The organism is Dyadobacter bucti (genome assembly GCF_005869225.1).
GTDB classification, from domain to species: domain Bacteria; phylum Bacteroidota; class Bacteroidia; order Cytophagales; family Spirosomataceae; genus Dyadobacter; species Dyadobacter bucti.
Genome location: NZ_SWFP01000004.1, coordinates 463,519 through 478,842, shown reverse-complemented (window position 1 = coordinate 478,842; position 15,324 = coordinate 463,519). Strand labels below are relative to the sequence as shown.

The window sequence follows — 15,324 nt, the reverse complement described above, 5'->3', positions numbered from 1 at the left end:
CAGACTAATTATCATTTAAAATTTTCTACTTTGATTGATAAAAAAATCTATATTTGCGAATGCCGGGTACGTACCCATAAGAAATTAACGTTGCCCGTTAATCCAAAACTCCAAATCCTGAACCCATGTCAAAAGCCAGTCAAACCAGACGGGAATTCATCAAAACCAATTCCCTGGCTGCTGCGGGCGCCATGATCGCCGTTGGCGCACCTTCCACCTTATTAGCCGGTGCCCGGATCGGAAAAACGGCCGCGCCTGCCATTTTGGGCGGCACTCCTGCCTGGACAAAAGAGAAGTGGCCTGCCTGGCCGAGATGGAACCCCGAAACAGATGAAAAACAACTGCTGGAAGTCATGCGCAGCGGCGTATGGTCACGGGCGGGAGTTGTTACCGAGTTCGAAAAAGCCTGGGCTTCGGCCCTGGGTGTCAAACGCAGCCTGGCCGTTGTGAACGGGACGAATGCACTCGTAACCGCAATTTCCCAGTTCAAGATCCAGGCCGGGGACGAAGTACTGGTCCCTCCATATACTTTTATTGCTACTGTAAGTGCCGTACTTTCCAATGGTGCCATGCCGGTTTTTGTGGATATCGACCCCGTCACGTACCAGATGGATCCAGCAAAAATTGAGGCAAAAATCACACCGCGCACCAAGGCTATCATGCCCGTCCATATCCTGGGATTACCTGCAGATATGGACAAGATCATGGCCATCGCCAAAAAACACAACCTGGTCGTGATCGAAGATGCATGCCAGGCACACCTTGCGGAAGTTAACAAACAAAAAGTGGGAACGATCGGACATGCAGGCTGCTTCAGTTTCCAGAATTCTAAAAACCTGCCGATAGGCGAAGGCGGAGCGGTAGTGAGCAACGATGACGCGTTTATGGACCTTTGCTTTTCCTATACCAATTTCGGAAACCCTTACGGCAGCGCGGTGGGCGCCGTGGGCGCAGGGGCCAACATGCAGGGTACCAAGCTGCGGTTCAGCGAATACCAGGCGGCTATCGGACTGGCGCAGCTCAAAAGGCTCGATGCCGAAACCACTACCCGCACCGAAAATGCGACTTACCTGAAATCTCAGATCAAAGATATTCCCGGCATTGTTCCGTACCAATTGTACGACAGCGTTACGAGGGCAGCTTTTCACCTTTTTCCTTTCCGGTACAAACAGGAAGCATTCAAAGGCTTGTCGCGTGCTGCATTCCTCAAAGCATTGTCCGCCGAAGGAGTTCCCTGTTCAAGCGGCTACACCACCCTGAACACCCAGCCGTTTATTGCCGAAACATTCTCGTCCAAAGGCTACAAGAGTGCGTATCCTAAAGAAATGCTGGATATCAAAAAATACAATGAACTGAACAAATGCCCTGAAAACGACCTGCTTTGCAGCGAGGCGGTGTGGTTTACCCAAAACATGCTGCTGGGCACAAAGTCAGACATGGACGATATCGCATCGGCCATTCAGAAAATTCATAAAAACGCGGAGCAAATCAAAACCCTCAGCAAAAAATGAGCAGCACTATCAAAACAGTATCCGCCTCATTTTTGATCATTTGCTCCGTATTGCTCTGCCCTGTTCACGGTCAACCTAAATCAGCAGGCTGGAAGGCGGGTGTGGCAAAAGTGGCGATAACGCCTGAGCAGAATATGTGGATGGCAGGGTTCGCGAGCCGCACTCGTCCTTCGGACGGCAAGCTCCACGACCTTTGGGCCAAAGCGCTGGCACTGGAAGATGCCGATGGAAAAAAATCCGTGCTCGTTACGCTGGACTTACTGGGCCTTCCAAAAAAACTTTCCGATGATATCCGGGCGGGGGTCAAAAATAAATATGGAGTTGCCAGAGAGGACATCATCCTGAACAGCTCGCATACGCATTCCGGTCCTGTGCTCGCGGAATCGCTTTCGGATATTTATCCATTGGATGATGCCGAAAGAAAACGCATCAGCGGGTATTCGGACAAGCTTGTACAGAATATCGTCGCCGTAGTGGGCGACGCCATTAAAAAACTGCAGCCTGCACAACTTTCCGCCCGCAACGGCGTCACGCGGTTTCAGGTAAACAGGCGCAATAACGATGCCGCCATTCTCGAAAGGCTCACCGAATTACAGGGTCCAAATGATTTTGCAGTACCGGTGATCCGGGTCAATGACCAGGCTGGAAAATTGCTGGCGATTGCATTCGGCTATGCCTGCCACCCTACCGTACTCGACAGCTACAAATGGTCGGGCGACTACCCCGGTTTTGCACAGATCGAACTCGAAAAAATGTATCCGGGCGCGACTGCCTTGTTTTTTCAGGGCGCGGGCGCGGATCAGAATCCCTTGCCACGGCATACTGTCCCGCTGGCATTACAATACGGAAAAACGCTGGCTGCTGCCGTGGAGCGCATTTTGAGCGAGGATATGAAAGTACTGTCGCCAAAGATTTCCAGCGCATACAACGAGATCGACCTGCCATTCACGGCTGCGCCGACGAAGGAGGAGCTTACGAAATATCTGGCAACTGCGTCGGGTTTTCAGAAACGCTGGGCTGAGCGGATGATCGAAAAAGTGAACAAAGGCGAGGCATTCCCGAAATCCTACCCTTTTCCACTGCAGGTGTGGAAGCTGGGCGACCAGCCGATCATGACGCTGGGCGGCGAATTGGTGGTGCAGTATTCCATTGAACTCAAAAAGGTTTTTGGCCAGGATATTTTTGTGATGGGCTATTCCAACGATGTGATGACCTATATTCCTTCCGCTACGATCCTGCGGGAAGGCGGATATGAAGGTGAAGTTGCCGCGATCGTTTACGGGCTCCCAAGTACCTGGACTTCCGAAGTGGAAACTTCAATCGTGAACGGAATGGTAAAACTGGCCGAACAAGCCGGTGTCCCGAAACCAGAATCGAGGTTGTTTAAGAAATAACGGATGTGTTTACAAACGGGGAAAAACATGAAATCTCTTTCTTGTCAGAATAAAGTACTGCCTCTCTCGCGCCGCGACTTTTTCGCAGGCTCCGGCGCTTTGCTTCTTGCTGCCGGCAGCAAAGCAAATGCTTTTGGCACAACAAAACAGGATACCGAACCGATCATCGACATCCACCAGCATACCAACTATGCGGGCAGGAGTCAGGAATTGCTGCTGGCTCACCAGCGAAAAATGGGGATCACCACCACGATCCTACTGCCAGCCGGAACACCCTCGTTCGGGCTTTCGACGCACAACGGTAAGACGAACGGATTACAGGCAAAATGTGGTGGAAATGATGTCTGCTACGATTTTGCGAAAGAATATCCGAAGGAATTTCTGTACGGTTCCAATGAAGTGCCCGACCTGCCGGATGCAGTGACGGAAATTGAAAAATACCTGAAACTGGGCGCGCCTGTGATCGGGGAACTGAAATTCGGGGTGGCCTGCGACTCGGCGGAAATGCAGAAAATATACGAGCTCGCTCAGACCTACGACGTGCCTGTACTGATGCACTGGCAGTTTGAAATGTTCAACTACAATTTCGAGAACTTTCATAAAATGCTGGAAAAGTATCCCAAAGTCAACTTTATCGGACATGCGCAGACTTGGTGGGCCAATATTGATAAAAACCACACCGACCAGAAAGTACTTTATCCCAAAACAAAAGTGACACCGGGCGGCATTACAGACCGGCTCCTGCGCGATTATCCCAATATGTACGGCGATATGTCCGCGGGCTCCGGGCTTTTGGCAATGACCCGGGACGAAGACCATTACAAGGAATTCCTTTCACGGCATCAGGATAAATTACTGTACGGAAGTGACTGCGACGATGCCGAAGGCCACGGGGAAAAATGCCAGGGTGCGCAGACGATTGCGATGATACGGAAACTGGCACCCAGCAAAGAAATCGAGCGGAAGATATTGTTTGAAAATGCAAAAAAGCTATTTAAGATCTAACAGCATGACCCAAGAAATACTAACCCCTGAACCCGCAACGCAGGCGCTTCCTGCATTCCCATATTCCTCCGGCTTTGACCGCGCACATGATACGTACAATGGTATTTCTGCGGCCAGCGACGGTAAAATTTATTATATCCTCTCGTCCGACCAGCATGATGTGGGCGGGCAGATGTTTGTTTTCGACCCAAAAACCGAACAGATTAAATTCCTCGGTGACCTTACCGAAATTTGCGGCGAAAAAGGGCTGAACCTCATCGCCCAGGGAAAAAGCCACGTCCGTTTTTATGAAAGGAATGGAAAGCTCTATTTCTCAACGCATGTTGGTTTTTATGAACTGATAGAAGGCATGGACAGGCTGCCTGTCACGCCGCCGGAAGGCTACGGATTATATGCAGGCGGGCATTTTCTCTCATATGACCTGGCTACCGAAAAATTTGAAGACCTCGCCAAGGTACCCGGCGGTGAAGGCGTCGTAAGCATGACAGTAGACACGGAACGCGGGCACATGTACGGCATCAGCTGGCCCACTGGCCGTTTTCTGCATTATGATGTGGATCAGAATCAACTGAAAACCTTTGATTCGGTAGCTGCAAGAGGTGAAGCCGGAACGCCCGGAGATGATTTCAGATCGCTGTGCAGGTCGCTGTTTGTAGTGCCTGAAACCGGGTCGGTTTATTTTTCTACGGCAGTCGGAGCTATTTATACCTATAATCCTTCGGAAGGTGAAGTCAGAAAGCTGGAAAACGTGGACCTGCGGCTGGATTATTTCGGTAAATACGACCCTACACGGCCCGGCAGCATGTGCTACAACTGGCGGAAAATATTCTGGTATGCCCCTGAAAAAGTAGCCTATGGGGTCCATGGAAACTCAGGGTACCTTTTCCGTTTTGATCCCGCAGCCGAAACCATTGAAATCGTCGACCGGATCACGTCCCTCCCGTCCCGGAAAAGCGGGATGTTTGACCAGTTCAGTTACGGCTACCTTGGATTTCAGCTCGGCCCCGACCAGGAAACCATTTACTACCTCACCGGCGGGCCGATTTATATTGACGGAAAAAGGCTGAAAGGTGAAGAACAAATTGCGAAAGGGGCGGCAAAAGGGCTGGAAAACCTGCATCTGGTTACCTATCATATCCCTTTCAGACATTACTCCGACCACGGCCCTATCTTTTATCCCGACGGCCAGCGCCCCACTTACGTTAACTCTATTGCCGTGGGCGCAGACGGCAATGTTTATGCCCTCGCACGCATCGACCACGAGGGGAAAGTAATCCAGGATCTCATTAAAATCTCGAACCCGTTTTTAAACCATCAGGATCAATGAAACGCTCGCATATTCTTTTTCTGGCCTTAGTTTTGACCGGTTTTTCCTGTTCCAAAAAACGCTATGCCGATGCCCTGACGCCGGAAGAGGCATTGAAAAGCTTTCAGCTGAATGAGGATTTCAATATTGAAGTTTTTGCAGCGGAACCTTTTATCGCCGATCCGGTGGACCTGGCTTTCGACGAGGATGGAAACACTTTTGTGGTGGAAATGCCGGACTATCCTTACAAGCCCGAGCCTGGAAAAGGCCGCGGCAGGATCAAATTGCTGCTCGATACCAACGGCGACGGCCGGGTGGACAAGGCAACGGTTTTTGCTGACAGCATATCGGAAGCCACGAGCATATTGCCATGGAAGGGCGGGCTGCTGGTTGCGGCGGCGCCCAATATCTGGTTTATGAAAGATACCACTGGCGATTTTCAGGCCGATATCAAAAAGGTTTTGTTCAAGGGCTTTTTCGAAACCAATTCCGAAGCCCAGATCACCTGCCTGCGCTATGGAATCGACAACTGGATCTACGTTAGTAACAACGGTCAGGCCGGAAGCGTAACATCAGAAACCCACCCGGGCAAACCGGCACTGGAAATGCGGAGCGCCGATTTTCGTTTCAAACCGGAAACCGGGGAATTTGAGCAGGAAAGCGGGCCGGGCCAGTTCGGACAATCTTTCAATGAATGGGGGCACCGTTTTGTTACCCAGAATACGATACGGATCCAGCACATGGTAATGCCATGGCGATATGCGCACCGCAACGAAAGCCTGCCTTCCAAAAAAGGCGTGCAGGATATTTCCAACGGCGACCTGACCATGTTCCAGGAAACGCCTCCACCTTACTGGCGGGCTGAACGCACGGCGAGAAGGGTGAAAGAATATGCCGAGCAGGGGCTTGACAGGAAAGAATATGCAGAAGACCATTTCACCGGCGCTTCAGGCGGAACGGTGTATGCAGGACAAACTTTCCCCGAAAAATATGTAGGGAATATCTTCATAGGCGAGGTAGCCGGCAACCTCGTGCACCGCGACCTGCTCACACCGCGTACCGACAGTCCGACTTACTTTGCCGGAAAAGACAGCATTTCGGAGAATAACAAAGAGTTTTTATCATCCACCGACCCATGGTTCAGGCCGGATAACTTTACTGTCGGTCACGACGGTGCACTTTATGTGGTTGATTTTTACCGTCAGCATATCGAGACACCGGTATCTATCCCGGAAGACCTGAAAACCGATATGGATTTCATCAAGGGGTCGGATATGGGCCGTGTGTACCGTATCACACCCAAAAATCCTGTTTCAACCGACAAGACGGCTCCCAAACTTTCAAAAATGAGCTCGGCAGAGTTGGTAACATTGCTTGCACACAGAGGCCAGTGGTGGCGTTTGCAGGCGCAAAGATTGCTGCTGGACCGTCAGGATAAATCTGTGATCCCGGCAGTAACAGCATTGTTCACCGACGACAAAGACCCAAGGGCAAGGCTTCATGCATTTTTTGTTTTGGATGGTTTAAAGGCTTTGAACGCGGATCTGGTTAAACAGGCTATGCAGGATCCTGCCGCGGGCGTACGCGAGTATGGTGTTATGTCATCCGAGCAATATCCGCAGCTGCTGGAAGAACTGATCAAATCCACCGCAGATTCTTCTGTTCGCGTCGCTTTCCAGGCAACACTGAGTCTGGGTCAGTTTTCGACCAAGGAAGTAGCACCGGCAATGGCCAGGGTATTGGAAAAATACCCCAATGACCCCTGGTTCAAAATGGCGGTATTAAGCTCAAAAGCAGGTTCGTCACCTGAAATCATCAAATCGTTGTCGGCGGGAGGATCATTTTTCAGGGAAGTCGCGCCAGGCAAAATCTCGTTCCTGGAAGACTACGCCTACATGGCGGGATCCGGGAACAGGAAAGAAGAGACCCGAAAACTACTGCAGCTTTTTTCGGGGGATGATACCGGTGAAGAATGGAAACTTGCCATGCTCCGCGGACTGATGAAGGGAATGAAAACTTCAAAAGACGGCATCAAACCCGATGACAACCAGAAAAGGTTACTGCTGGCCATGCTGCCATCGTCGGGAACGAAAGTACACGACGCAATTGAACAGATTATTGATCTGTAATCAGATCTGACACGACCATTTCACCAGAACGATCATTAGTAAGCACAAAAAACCAGGAATGACCCATACCAAGCTGTCAAGAAGGAATTTTATCAGCAGCTCCATGTACACCGCATTGACCTTCCCGGGTCTGGCGGTTTGCCTGAATGCCTGCAATTCCAGCGAAAACAAACAAAAAGAAGAAAAACCAGCCGTTTCTGCCGACCCCTGCAACGACTTTTCACAGGTAACGGAAACAGACCTGAAAGCGCGGGAAAAGCTGGGATATGTAAAAGAATCGCCTATCGCAGATTCGAAATGTATAAACTGCCAGCTGTACCTGCCGCAGAAAGTATCCCCTAGCTGCGGCAAGTGCCAGCTCTTTAAGGGCCCGGTAGTTGAGGGGGGGTACTGCACCTACTGGGCGCCGCAGATCCAGGGATAAAACAACCGGATAATTAAAATCCTTCTTCGATAAGGCTCCGGTTGATCATTGCTCCCGTCATCGATCCCGCCGAAACGGACATGGCTACGGAGCGCGCCAAGTTCGAATTGTCCCCGGCTGCATAAATGCCGGGAACCGTTGTTTTTTGACAAACGTCTACTTTCAGTAAACCATGCTCCGTTAGCTCACAGCCAAGCCCGGCCGGAATATCGGAGTGCTGAACAAACGCCGGACGGGCGTATATTGCTTTAAGTGCAACTTTTGTCCCGTCTCTGAGCACTACATTTTGAATGCGACCGCTCTCGTGTTGAATCAGACCTATTGCTGTTTCAACGACACGGATGTCATGTTGCTTTAATTTTTCCGATTCTTCCGGCGAAAATGTAGCCTCCCCGTTCGTAAAGATGGTGAGGTCTTTGGTCCAGTTTGAAATCATCCGGGCAAATTCAAACCCCATGGCTCCATTCCCGAATATTCCTGTTTTTTCATGCCTTACCTCGTAGCCGTGGCAGTAAGGACAATGCAAAATCGAAATCCCCCAGCATTCGGCAAATCCATCGATATCCGGCATGATATCTTTCAAACCGGTAGCAAAAATCAGTTTGCCGGCCGTAAAAAGTTCACCGGCACTGGTGATCAATTCAAATCCGTTTTCCGTTGTTTGCGCGCCGGCCGCAAACCCATTCCGGAAATGAACGGTGTTATATTTCAATACCTGCTCTTTTCCTGTCAGGGCAATTTCAGCGGGTGTCTGCCCGTCTTGTGTAAGGAAATTATGGGAATGCGGGGTTTGCCGGTTGCATGGCTGGCCACCATCTAGGACCAAAACCCGTCTCAAAGACCGCCCCAGGCTCATCGCCGCCGAAAGTCCGGCATAGCTTCCTCCGATTATGATCACTTCAAAATCACTGTTCTCTTTCATTTGCTGATATTTTTAGAAGGCCAGGCAAAAGAAAAATACCTCTGCCAGCCATTGGTTTCAGGCAAAATTAAAAGTTCTTTTTATTAATGCAACAATGTTGCATTAATAAAAACAAAACACCGGCTGGCGAGAATTATGAATGATGAATGATGATTTCAGAAAGTAAAACCTATTTTGAGGTTTGGTGAAAAACTAAAGGACCTGCCGATAACCGGGGAAGAAGAGTACAAATTTCTTGCGTATGAAATCGAGGCATCAAGGTACAATTTTCCAAAGAAACGTTGCTGATAACCAAGCGATAAAGGAGCACTCATTGTCCGCGTATCCCTATGGTCGGAATAGCCGGTCAGGTGCTCGGAATCATAGCCCCAAAAAGAATAGTTCACTGCCACACCAGTGTAAGGCCCCGAAAAGTTATTCCCTGCCAGACCTCTGCGAACCTGTCTTTTCAGAAGAAAATAATATCTTACTTGTAACTCTCCTGCTGCGTAATAGTTAAAGCTTTTATACGTCTGCGAATCCTTATATCTGCGCACCCAGCTGTTTACACCAACATTGACAGAGAATGCACCAGGCCCTAATTTACGTTCATAAGTCAGCGCCGACTCCAGTCTCTGGCTCACCAGACCAATCGATGCGTCAGGAAGCTGCAATTTCCATTGATCCCAAATATTTTCGTCACATAAAAGGACATCGCAGACCGGTGACTTGGTGGTCTTTTTCCAGTCTCCGAAGGCCACGCCGATCGTTGGTTGTGTCGCCAGAACGAAATCCTTCATTCTAAAAAAATGATATGTGCTGCTTGCGGCATAATTGTAACCCGGCCAAGTGTCCCGATTGAACAAGCCAGCGGCAAAATCGATATATCCTCGATTTAAAAACCTGCTTTGAAAGCCATATAGAAAACCAAAGCGACCACTTCTCTTGTAGTGTTGAGTATCACCGGCCAAATCGATGGTTTGATCAAAATATGCGCCAATATACCTGCCGCTGAAATTACTTGCGTTCAATTCACTTTTCCCTCTCTTATTCATGTCGTAATACCATCGCGCTCGGGCTTGAACGCTGATGTTTGTTCTGACATGGTCCAGGTTTATCCGCGCGGTATTGGTTTGGTAGTATACAATGGCTTCCAGAGACAGTGCAGGCAGGAACTTATACTCATAACCCATCTGAAACCCTGCTCCACGATAATCTGAAGAGGTATACCCTATCTTAAACATCTGCCTCGTCGGCACTTTCGTCATAAAAACATGCTCGTACCGGTCGATGAAGCGTTGTTTGACGAGGGTGTCGCCTCTTTCTTCCGAGTAGGAAATGCTGGTGCTGTCCTGAGCGGAGGACGCATGGAAGATGCTCAAAGCAAAAAGGATCAGAATGCTTTTTCTCATGGCTGATATAGAAGGTCAGACTATTTAATGGTCAGGTTTCCGAACTCGGTGTTGATCTCGACGCTGGCAAGCTGGTTTCTGGAAAAGAATGCATCTTTGAAATCCGCTGTATTGCGTTTCCATTTAAACCCATTGGGGAGTTTCATGGTGGTATAGGCACCGTTGACAGTATAGTCGAACTGCTGCCAGTTTTTTGACAAAACGGTCACCTCTGCCTTTTTGGAATGTATGGCAAGGCTTGTAAGTCCGGCAGAAGGGTATATTTCCACATTTCCATACAACGCATTCAGCTTCATTGCGCCCGAGACCTGTTCCAGGTGAAGATTGGTATGGTCGGTGGAAAAAGCAAACGAGCCTGACAGTTCCCGTCCTTTCAGGTCCCCGAATGTGGTTTGAATATCGACTTTTCCGTTAATTCCGGTCAATGTTGTGGTACAGAAGTCCGCTTTCAGCTGCAACCCGTTGGTGAGTCCTCTCAATGTGATAGTACCAAAAGAATTTTTAAGATCCACCGCGCAGGAAGGTGGAAGGTGAATGGTGTAGCGGGCTTTTATGTTGGAAACCGGCTTGCTTTCGCCGTTTTTCAGGACAATGTAATTCCGCAGAAAATAGTCTTTCCCATTTTGCTCAGCTATGTATTGTACTTTGGAAAGGTCACTGGCAGCCGTAGCCCTGTCGGTATGCCTGGCAGACAACTGCATGACGACCGAAATCTCAGCTTTACCCCAGGTAACCATTTCAATATCAGCCTTCTCCGCATTAATATAAAGCTTTCGAACAGCTCCCGGTCCTATATTCTTTTCTACCGTTTTGGTGGCCACTTGCAAAGTACCCTGCGCCACAATACGGCCGCCGGAAGCCACGGTTCCAAGTGCCAAAAGCAACAGAAATGTTAGTTTGCAAAAAACTGTATGTGACAATTTCATCATCGTATTTTTAGATCATTTTGGCCATTTCATTCAAAACCCTGGCTTTTTTCTGCTCCACATCATTATACTGGCGTATCAGTTCCGGTTCGGTATTATATTCCCCTATCGCCTGTTCGAGCTGGGTTGCCGCCGAACTGAGCCTTTCATATTCCTGCTGTAAATTCTTGTAATCTAACCTGTTGCATACGATCGTTTCCATTTCACAATAGGCTTTCAGTTTGCGGTATTGAACGTCCGTCACCTGCTCTGCCCCGATCCGGAGGCGCGGATCCGCTTTTTCTTCCGAATAGGCAACCGCCGGTTTATTTTCCCCAACTGAAGTCCATATTCCCAACATACCCGCAATAAAAAGTATTGAAGCGGCGCACCACCACATAAAAGCCGACTGCATCGGGCGTGGCGATTTGTTGGAGATCAGTTCCCACAAAGCCGCATCGGGCTCATGATCAGGCAGCAGCTTCAATGCCTGATGCAACCGTTGTTCATTCAATTTCTCTATCAGCGACGCCCACAAATTCTCATCAGGCTCGTATTGCCGCATTCCTGCCAGGGCTTTTTTTAAATTATTATGATTCTGTTCCATTGTTTTTGTTGTCAGGAAAGTATGCTCCGCAATTTTCTCTTGGCATGAAACAGCTGGGATTTCGAAGTCCCTTCCGAAATATTAAGCATCACCGCTATTTCGCGGTGCGTATAACCCTCGATCTCGGCCAACACAAAAATCGTTCTGAAGCCGTCCGGGAGAGAGAGAATAGCAGTTTCAAGGTGAGCAGCATTGATCTCATCATCTCCCCAATTGATCGGTTCGGCCACATTTTCGTCCAGGTTCTGCCAAAGCATGACCCGCCTTTTTTTCATCGACTTACGGATCACGATCTGCTTGATCCAGGCACCCAGCGTCGAATCTCCCCTGAACTGACTGAGATGGCGGAACACTTCCAGGAACGCATCCTGCAGAACATCATTCGCGTCGTCAAAATCCCCGGTAATCCGGTACGCCAGCGTATACATCGCCTTTTTGTAACGGTCGTACAAATTCCGCTGTGCAGTCCGGTCATGCAAAAGGCAACCTGTAATTAATTCCGCCTCTGGGGCCATAGATGTTTTTAGTATTTCCGGGTTAAAGAGGCCGGGCGTTGCCGAAAAGGTTGTATGGCATCAAAATAAATATTTCCACCCCTCAAAGATACTCCGGATACAGCCCGGATTATCTTATTGTTAAGAAGCAAAACGGGCGGTTAACAAGTTTTGGGCGGTGCGTAATTTTAACTTTTCAACCTACTCACTGCTTATGATCAAGAACAAATCTTTACTTGCACTGACCTTACTGGCTGTGTTGATGAACGGCTGTATTACAGACCATTTTCCCGAAACATCAGGGCCGGAAGATCCTGCGTCGTTCCGGGAAGTTGCCGCTATTGATCTGGGTGGCACTGCTGCCTCGGAAATTTCAGCTTATGACCCGGCAACCCATCGCCTTTTCACGGTTAGCAATGAATCTGCTGCCCTGGTGGCAGTAATGGACCTTTCATCCCTTCCTGCGATCACCAAGTTACAGCCTATCGATGTGTCACTTCTTGGTGGCGTTGCCAATAGTGTATCGGTTTCCGATGGCAAACTGGCTATCGCGCTGGAAGCCTCCGACAAGCAGGCAAACGGAAGCGTGATCGTGATGAACACTTCGACGCTCGCGCTCATCAAACAGGTAACAGTGGGCGCATTGCCGGACATGGTGACATTCAGCCCAGACGGAAAATATATCGTCACGGCAAATGAAGGTGAGCCGAATGCAGATTACACCAATGATCCGGAAGGTTCTGTTTCAATTATTGATGTGACGGACAATTACAGTGTCAAAACACTGAAGTTCGATGGTTTTGCGGCTTCTTATCCGCAGCTAGCGCTGGAAGGATTCAGGACTTACGGCCCGGGCGCTACTTTCGCCCAGGATATCGAACCCGAGTATGTGGCCATTTCCAGCGATTCAAAAAAAGCGTTTGTAACGCTGCAGGAAAACAACGGGATTGCTGAAATTGACCTGGTAAGCGGAACAATTCTGAAACTGCACCCCCTGGGTACCAAGGATATCAGCCAGCTGGTGAACGCCATGGATGCCAGTGATGAAGACAACACAGTCGAGCTGAAAACCTGGCCGGTAAGATCATTTTTCCTTCCTGATGCCATTTCTTACTTTTCAGTGAACGGTTCTTCTTATCTCATTACCGCCAATGAGGGCGATGCCAGGGAGTATTCAACCTTTGACGAGCAGGAAAGAGTGGAAGACGTTACACTCGATCCAACGGTTTTCACGGATGCGGAAAATCTGCAGAAGGAGGAAAATCTTGGGCGTCTGCGGATCACAAATACCCGTGGAGATATTGGTGGTGACGGCGATTACGATGTTCTGTACGGTTTCGGTGGCCGCGGTTTCAGCATTTTCAATGCCACCGACATGCAGCTGGTCCATGATTCGGGCAGCAAACTGGAACAAGATGTGATCAACGCGGGGATTTATGAAGACGGCCGCTCGGACGACAAAGGAGTTGAACCGGAGGGTGTTACCGTAGGAACTGTGAATGGCAAAACTTTAGCTTTTATCGCTTTGGAGCGTGTCAATGCGATTGGTGTTTACGATATCAGCAATCCAGCGGCACCACAATTCCTTCAGATCATAGAAACGGGAGAGGCACCGGAAGGCGTTCTTTTTGTTCCGTCGGATAAAAGCCCTAACGGGAAAAGCCTGCTGGTAACCAGCAATGAAGGCGACGGTACCGTGAGATTTTACCAGACCAACTGACCCAGCATAAACAGATTGACCCCGCGCCGGGGCTGCCTCAGAATAATGGGCAGCCCCTTTCGCTCATTGAGCCGCCGGGTTTCGCAGCAACATCCGGGGAATGGTTTATTTTTGTTTTAAAGGTTAAAAAAACATCCTATGAAAAGAATTTTACGAGCCGGCATTTTAGTTGCGTGCCTCTTCCTGCTGAACACATTCCGGAGCAGCGCGCAGCAAAAAGCAGGACAGATTTTTGAAAGCTGGAAAGAAGGGCAGCTGGACATCCACCACATTAATACCGGCCGCGGCAATGCCACCTTTTTTATCCTGCCCGACGGCACTACCCTGCTCATTGACGCCGGAGAACTGGACCTCACAGATCCTCGGACCCAGGGCCCCAGAAACACCACCGCAAAGCCCGACTCAACGCGCCATGCCGGCGAATGGATCGCCAGGTATATTACAAAAGCCACCCGATTCCGTTCGGCCGATCAGGCGATCGATTATGCCGTGATCACGCATTTTCATGACGACCACATGGGTATGCCTTCGGCGGTATCAAAAAAATCAGCGAATGGAAAGTATGTACTGACCGGCATTACGGAAATAGGCGACTGGCTGCCGATCCGGACGATAATCGACCGCGGGTGGCCCGACTATGCTTACCCCAGGGCGATGAACGATAAGTTGATGCAAAACTACCGGGCATTTCTGGACTGGCAGGTCAAGAACAAGGGTATGAAAGTTGAAAAGAGTAAACCGGGCAGCAATGATCAGCTCAAACTGACCCGCAATCCCGGTAAGTATGCGGGGTTATTTGAAATACGTAACGTCGCTGCCAACGGAGAAATATGGACCGGTACGGGAACCATCACCCGCCAGCATTTCCCCGAGCTGAAAACGCTCAGCCCGCAATTATATCCGCATGAAAACATGTGCAGCGTGGCCATGAAAATCAGCTACGGCAAATTCGACTATTTTTCAGGAGGCGACATACCGGGTGTCTTACAGCCTGGCGTGCCCGCGTGGCATGACGTGGAAACGCCTGTCGCTAAGGCAGTAGGGCCTGTGGAAGTGCATATTTTGGACCATCACGGAAACCGGGATTCACAAAATGATTTTTTACTTCAGGCCCTGCGTCCCAGGGTACTTGTTATTCCGGTATGGTCATCTGACCACCCCGGCCACGATGTTCTTGACAGGATCTATTCGCAGCGTATATATTCCGGCGACAGGGATGTGTTCGCCACCGATATGCTGCAACCCAACAAACTGGTAATCGGTGAAATGCTCGACAGATTGAAAAGCGATAAAGGCCACATTGTAGTGAGTGTTGAGCCGGGCGGAGACCGTTATTTTGTTTATGTGCTCGACGACGAAAATGAATCTCAGCGCATTAAAAGCGTACACGGCCCCTACGAGTCTAGATAGTGAAACGCCTCTCCGACAACTCCGTTTTTCAGGATTTCAACTTTGTAAAATATTACCCATAAAAAACCTCCATTAAAACTGAATTAAAATTATGTTAAAAATAAAT

13 protein-coding genes are annotated in these 15,324 nt (G+C 49.4%); 8 read left to right on the top strand and 5 right to left on the bottom strand.

What is annotated here, in order from left to right; all coding sequences use genetic code 11:
- Positions 1 to 125 precede the first annotated feature (125 nt).
- From FBF61_RS15710 to FBF61_RS15685, 6 genes are read left to right on the top strand one after another with little or no spacing between them, the layout of a single operon-like run.
- The gene (locus FBF61_RS15710) at positions 126 to 1,511 is read left to right on the top strand and encodes a DegT/DnrJ/EryC1/StrS family aminotransferase (protein WP_138478841.1); all 1,386 of its coding nucleotides are present in this window, start codon (positions 126 to 128) and stop codon (positions 1,509 to 1,511) included.
- On the top strand, positions 1,508 to 2,905 hold the full coding sequence (locus FBF61_RS15705; protein WP_138478839.1) for a neutral/alkaline non-lysosomal ceramidase N-terminal domain-containing protein: 1,398 nt from the start codon (positions 1,508 to 1,510) through the stop codon (positions 2,903 to 2,905). The genes FBF61_RS15710 and FBF61_RS15705 overlap by 4 nt, the downstream gene beginning before the upstream one ends.
- Positions 2,906 to 2,932: 27 nt before the next feature.
- Positions 2,933 to 3,910, top strand: coding sequence for an amidohydrolase family protein (locus FBF61_RS15700; RefSeq protein WP_138478837.1), 978 nt, complete (start codon positions 2,933 to 2,935; stop codon positions 3,908 to 3,910).
- Positions 3,911 to 3,914: 4 nt separating this feature from the next.
- On the top strand, positions 3,915 to 5,237 hold the full coding sequence (locus FBF61_RS15695) for an NHL repeat-containing protein (protein ID WP_138478835.1): 1,323 nt from the start codon (positions 3,915 to 3,917) through the stop codon (positions 5,235 to 5,237).
- The gene (locus FBF61_RS15690) at positions 5,234 to 7,345 is read left to right on the top strand and encodes a PVC-type heme-binding CxxCH protein (protein WP_138478833.1); all 2,112 of its coding nucleotides are present in this window, start codon (positions 5,234 to 5,236) and stop codon (positions 7,343 to 7,345) included. Before FBF61_RS15695 ends, FBF61_RS15690 begins: the two co-directional genes overlap by 4 nt.
- A gap of 58 nt (positions 7,346 to 7,403) precedes the next feature.
- Complete coding sequence (locus tag FBF61_RS15685; RefSeq protein ID WP_138478831.1) at positions 7,404 to 7,769, top strand: high-potential iron-sulfur protein; 366 nt, start codon at positions 7,404 to 7,406, stop codon at positions 7,767 to 7,769.
- Positions 7,770 to 7,782: 13 nt separating this feature from the next.
- Here the strand turns inward: FBF61_RS15685 and FBF61_RS15680 are convergent, their stop codons facing one another.
- From FBF61_RS15680 to FBF61_RS15660, 5 genes are all read right to left on the bottom strand, one after another.
- Positions 7,783 to 8,691, bottom strand: coding sequence for an NAD(P)/FAD-dependent oxidoreductase (locus tag FBF61_RS15680; RefSeq protein WP_138478829.1), 909 nt, complete (start codon positions 8,689 to 8,691; stop codon positions 7,783 to 7,785).
- 155 nt (positions 8,692 to 8,846) lie between these two features.
- Positions 8,847 to 10,082: a hypothetical protein gene (locus FBF61_RS15675; protein WP_138478827.1), complete on the bottom strand. Its 1,236-nt coding sequence runs from the start codon at positions 10,080 to 10,082 to the stop codon at positions 8,847 to 8,849.
- Between the two features lie 20 nt (positions 10,083 to 10,102).
- Complete coding sequence (locus tag FBF61_RS15670; RefSeq protein WP_229215068.1) at positions 10,103 to 10,966, bottom strand: hypothetical protein; 864 nt, start codon at positions 10,964 to 10,966, stop codon at positions 10,103 to 10,105.
- Between the two features lie 52 nt (positions 10,967 to 11,018).
- Positions 11,019 to 11,594 (bottom strand): hypothetical protein, encoded by a 576-nt coding sequence (locus tag FBF61_RS15665; protein WP_138478825.1) that lies wholly within the window; start codon positions 11,592 to 11,594, stop codon positions 11,019 to 11,021.
- An 11-nt stretch (positions 11,595 to 11,605) separates the two neighbouring features.
- The gene (locus tag FBF61_RS15660; RefSeq protein WP_138478823.1) at positions 11,606 to 12,109 is read right to left on the bottom strand and encodes an RNA polymerase sigma factor; all 504 of its coding nucleotides are present in this window, start codon (positions 12,107 to 12,109) and stop codon (positions 11,606 to 11,608) included.
- Positions 12,110 to 12,302: 193 nt separating this feature from the next.
- Between FBF61_RS15660 and FBF61_RS15655 the strand changes: the two genes are divergently transcribed.
- Together FBF61_RS15655 and FBF61_RS15650 are read left to right on the top strand one after the other, a co-directional pair.
- Positions 12,303 to 13,808 carry a choice-of-anchor I family protein gene (locus FBF61_RS15655; RefSeq protein WP_229215067.1) on the top strand — a complete coding sequence of 502 codons (1,506 nt, stop codon included), beginning with the start codon at positions 12,303 to 12,305 and terminating at the stop codon, positions 13,806 to 13,808.
- A gap of 138 nt (positions 13,809 to 13,946) precedes the next feature.
- A complete protein-coding gene (locus tag FBF61_RS15650; RefSeq protein WP_138478821.1) occupies positions 13,947 to 15,218 on the top strand; it encodes a ComEC/Rec2 family competence protein in 1,272 nt (423 codons plus the stop codon).
- Positions 15,219 to 15,324 lie beyond the last annotated feature (106 nt).

Bases quoted from the DNA above. Each gene is read 5' to 3' on its own strand.
- FBF61_RS15710 (WP_138478841.1), top strand. From the start codon at position 126: ATGTCAAAAGCCAGTCAAACCAGACGGGAATTCATCAAAACCAATTCC.
- FBF61_RS15705 (WP_138478839.1), top strand. From the start codon at position 1,508: ATGAGCAGCACTATCAAAACAGTATCCGCCTCATTTTTGATCATTTGC.
- FBF61_RS15700 (WP_138478837.1), top strand. From the start codon at position 2,933: ATGAAATCTCTTTCTTGTCAGAATAAAGTACTGCCTCTCTCGCGCCGC.
- FBF61_RS15695 (WP_138478835.1), top strand. From the start codon at position 3,915: ATGACCCAAGAAATACTAACCCCTGAACCCGCAACGCAGGCGCTTCCT.
- FBF61_RS15690 (WP_138478833.1), top strand. From the start codon at position 5,234: ATGAAACGCTCGCATATTCTTTTTCTGGCCTTAGTTTTGACCGGTTTT.
- FBF61_RS15685 (WP_138478831.1), top strand. From the start codon at position 7,404: ATGACCCATACCAAGCTGTCAAGAAGGAATTTTATCAGCAGCTCCATG.
- FBF61_RS15680 (WP_138478829.1), bottom strand. From the start codon at position 8,691: ATGAAAGAGAACAGTGATTTTGAAGTGATCATAATCGGAGGAAGCTAT.
- FBF61_RS15675 (WP_138478827.1), bottom strand. From the start codon at position 10,082: ATGAGAAAAAGCATTCTGATCCTTTTTGCTTTGAGCATCTTCCATGCG.
- FBF61_RS15665 (WP_138478825.1), bottom strand. From the start codon at position 11,594: ATGGAACAGAATCATAATAATTTAAAAAAAGCCCTGGCAGGAATGCGG.
- FBF61_RS15660 (WP_138478823.1), bottom strand. From the start codon at position 12,109: ATGGCCCCAGAGGCGGAATTAATTACAGGTTGCCTTTTGCATGACCGG.
- FBF61_RS15655 (WP_229215067.1), top strand. From the start codon at position 12,303: ATGATCAAGAACAAATCTTTACTTGCACTGACCTTACTGGCTGTGTTG.
- FBF61_RS15650 (WP_138478821.1), top strand. From the start codon at position 13,947: ATGAAAAGAATTTTACGAGCCGGCATTTTAGTTGCGTGCCTCTTCCTG.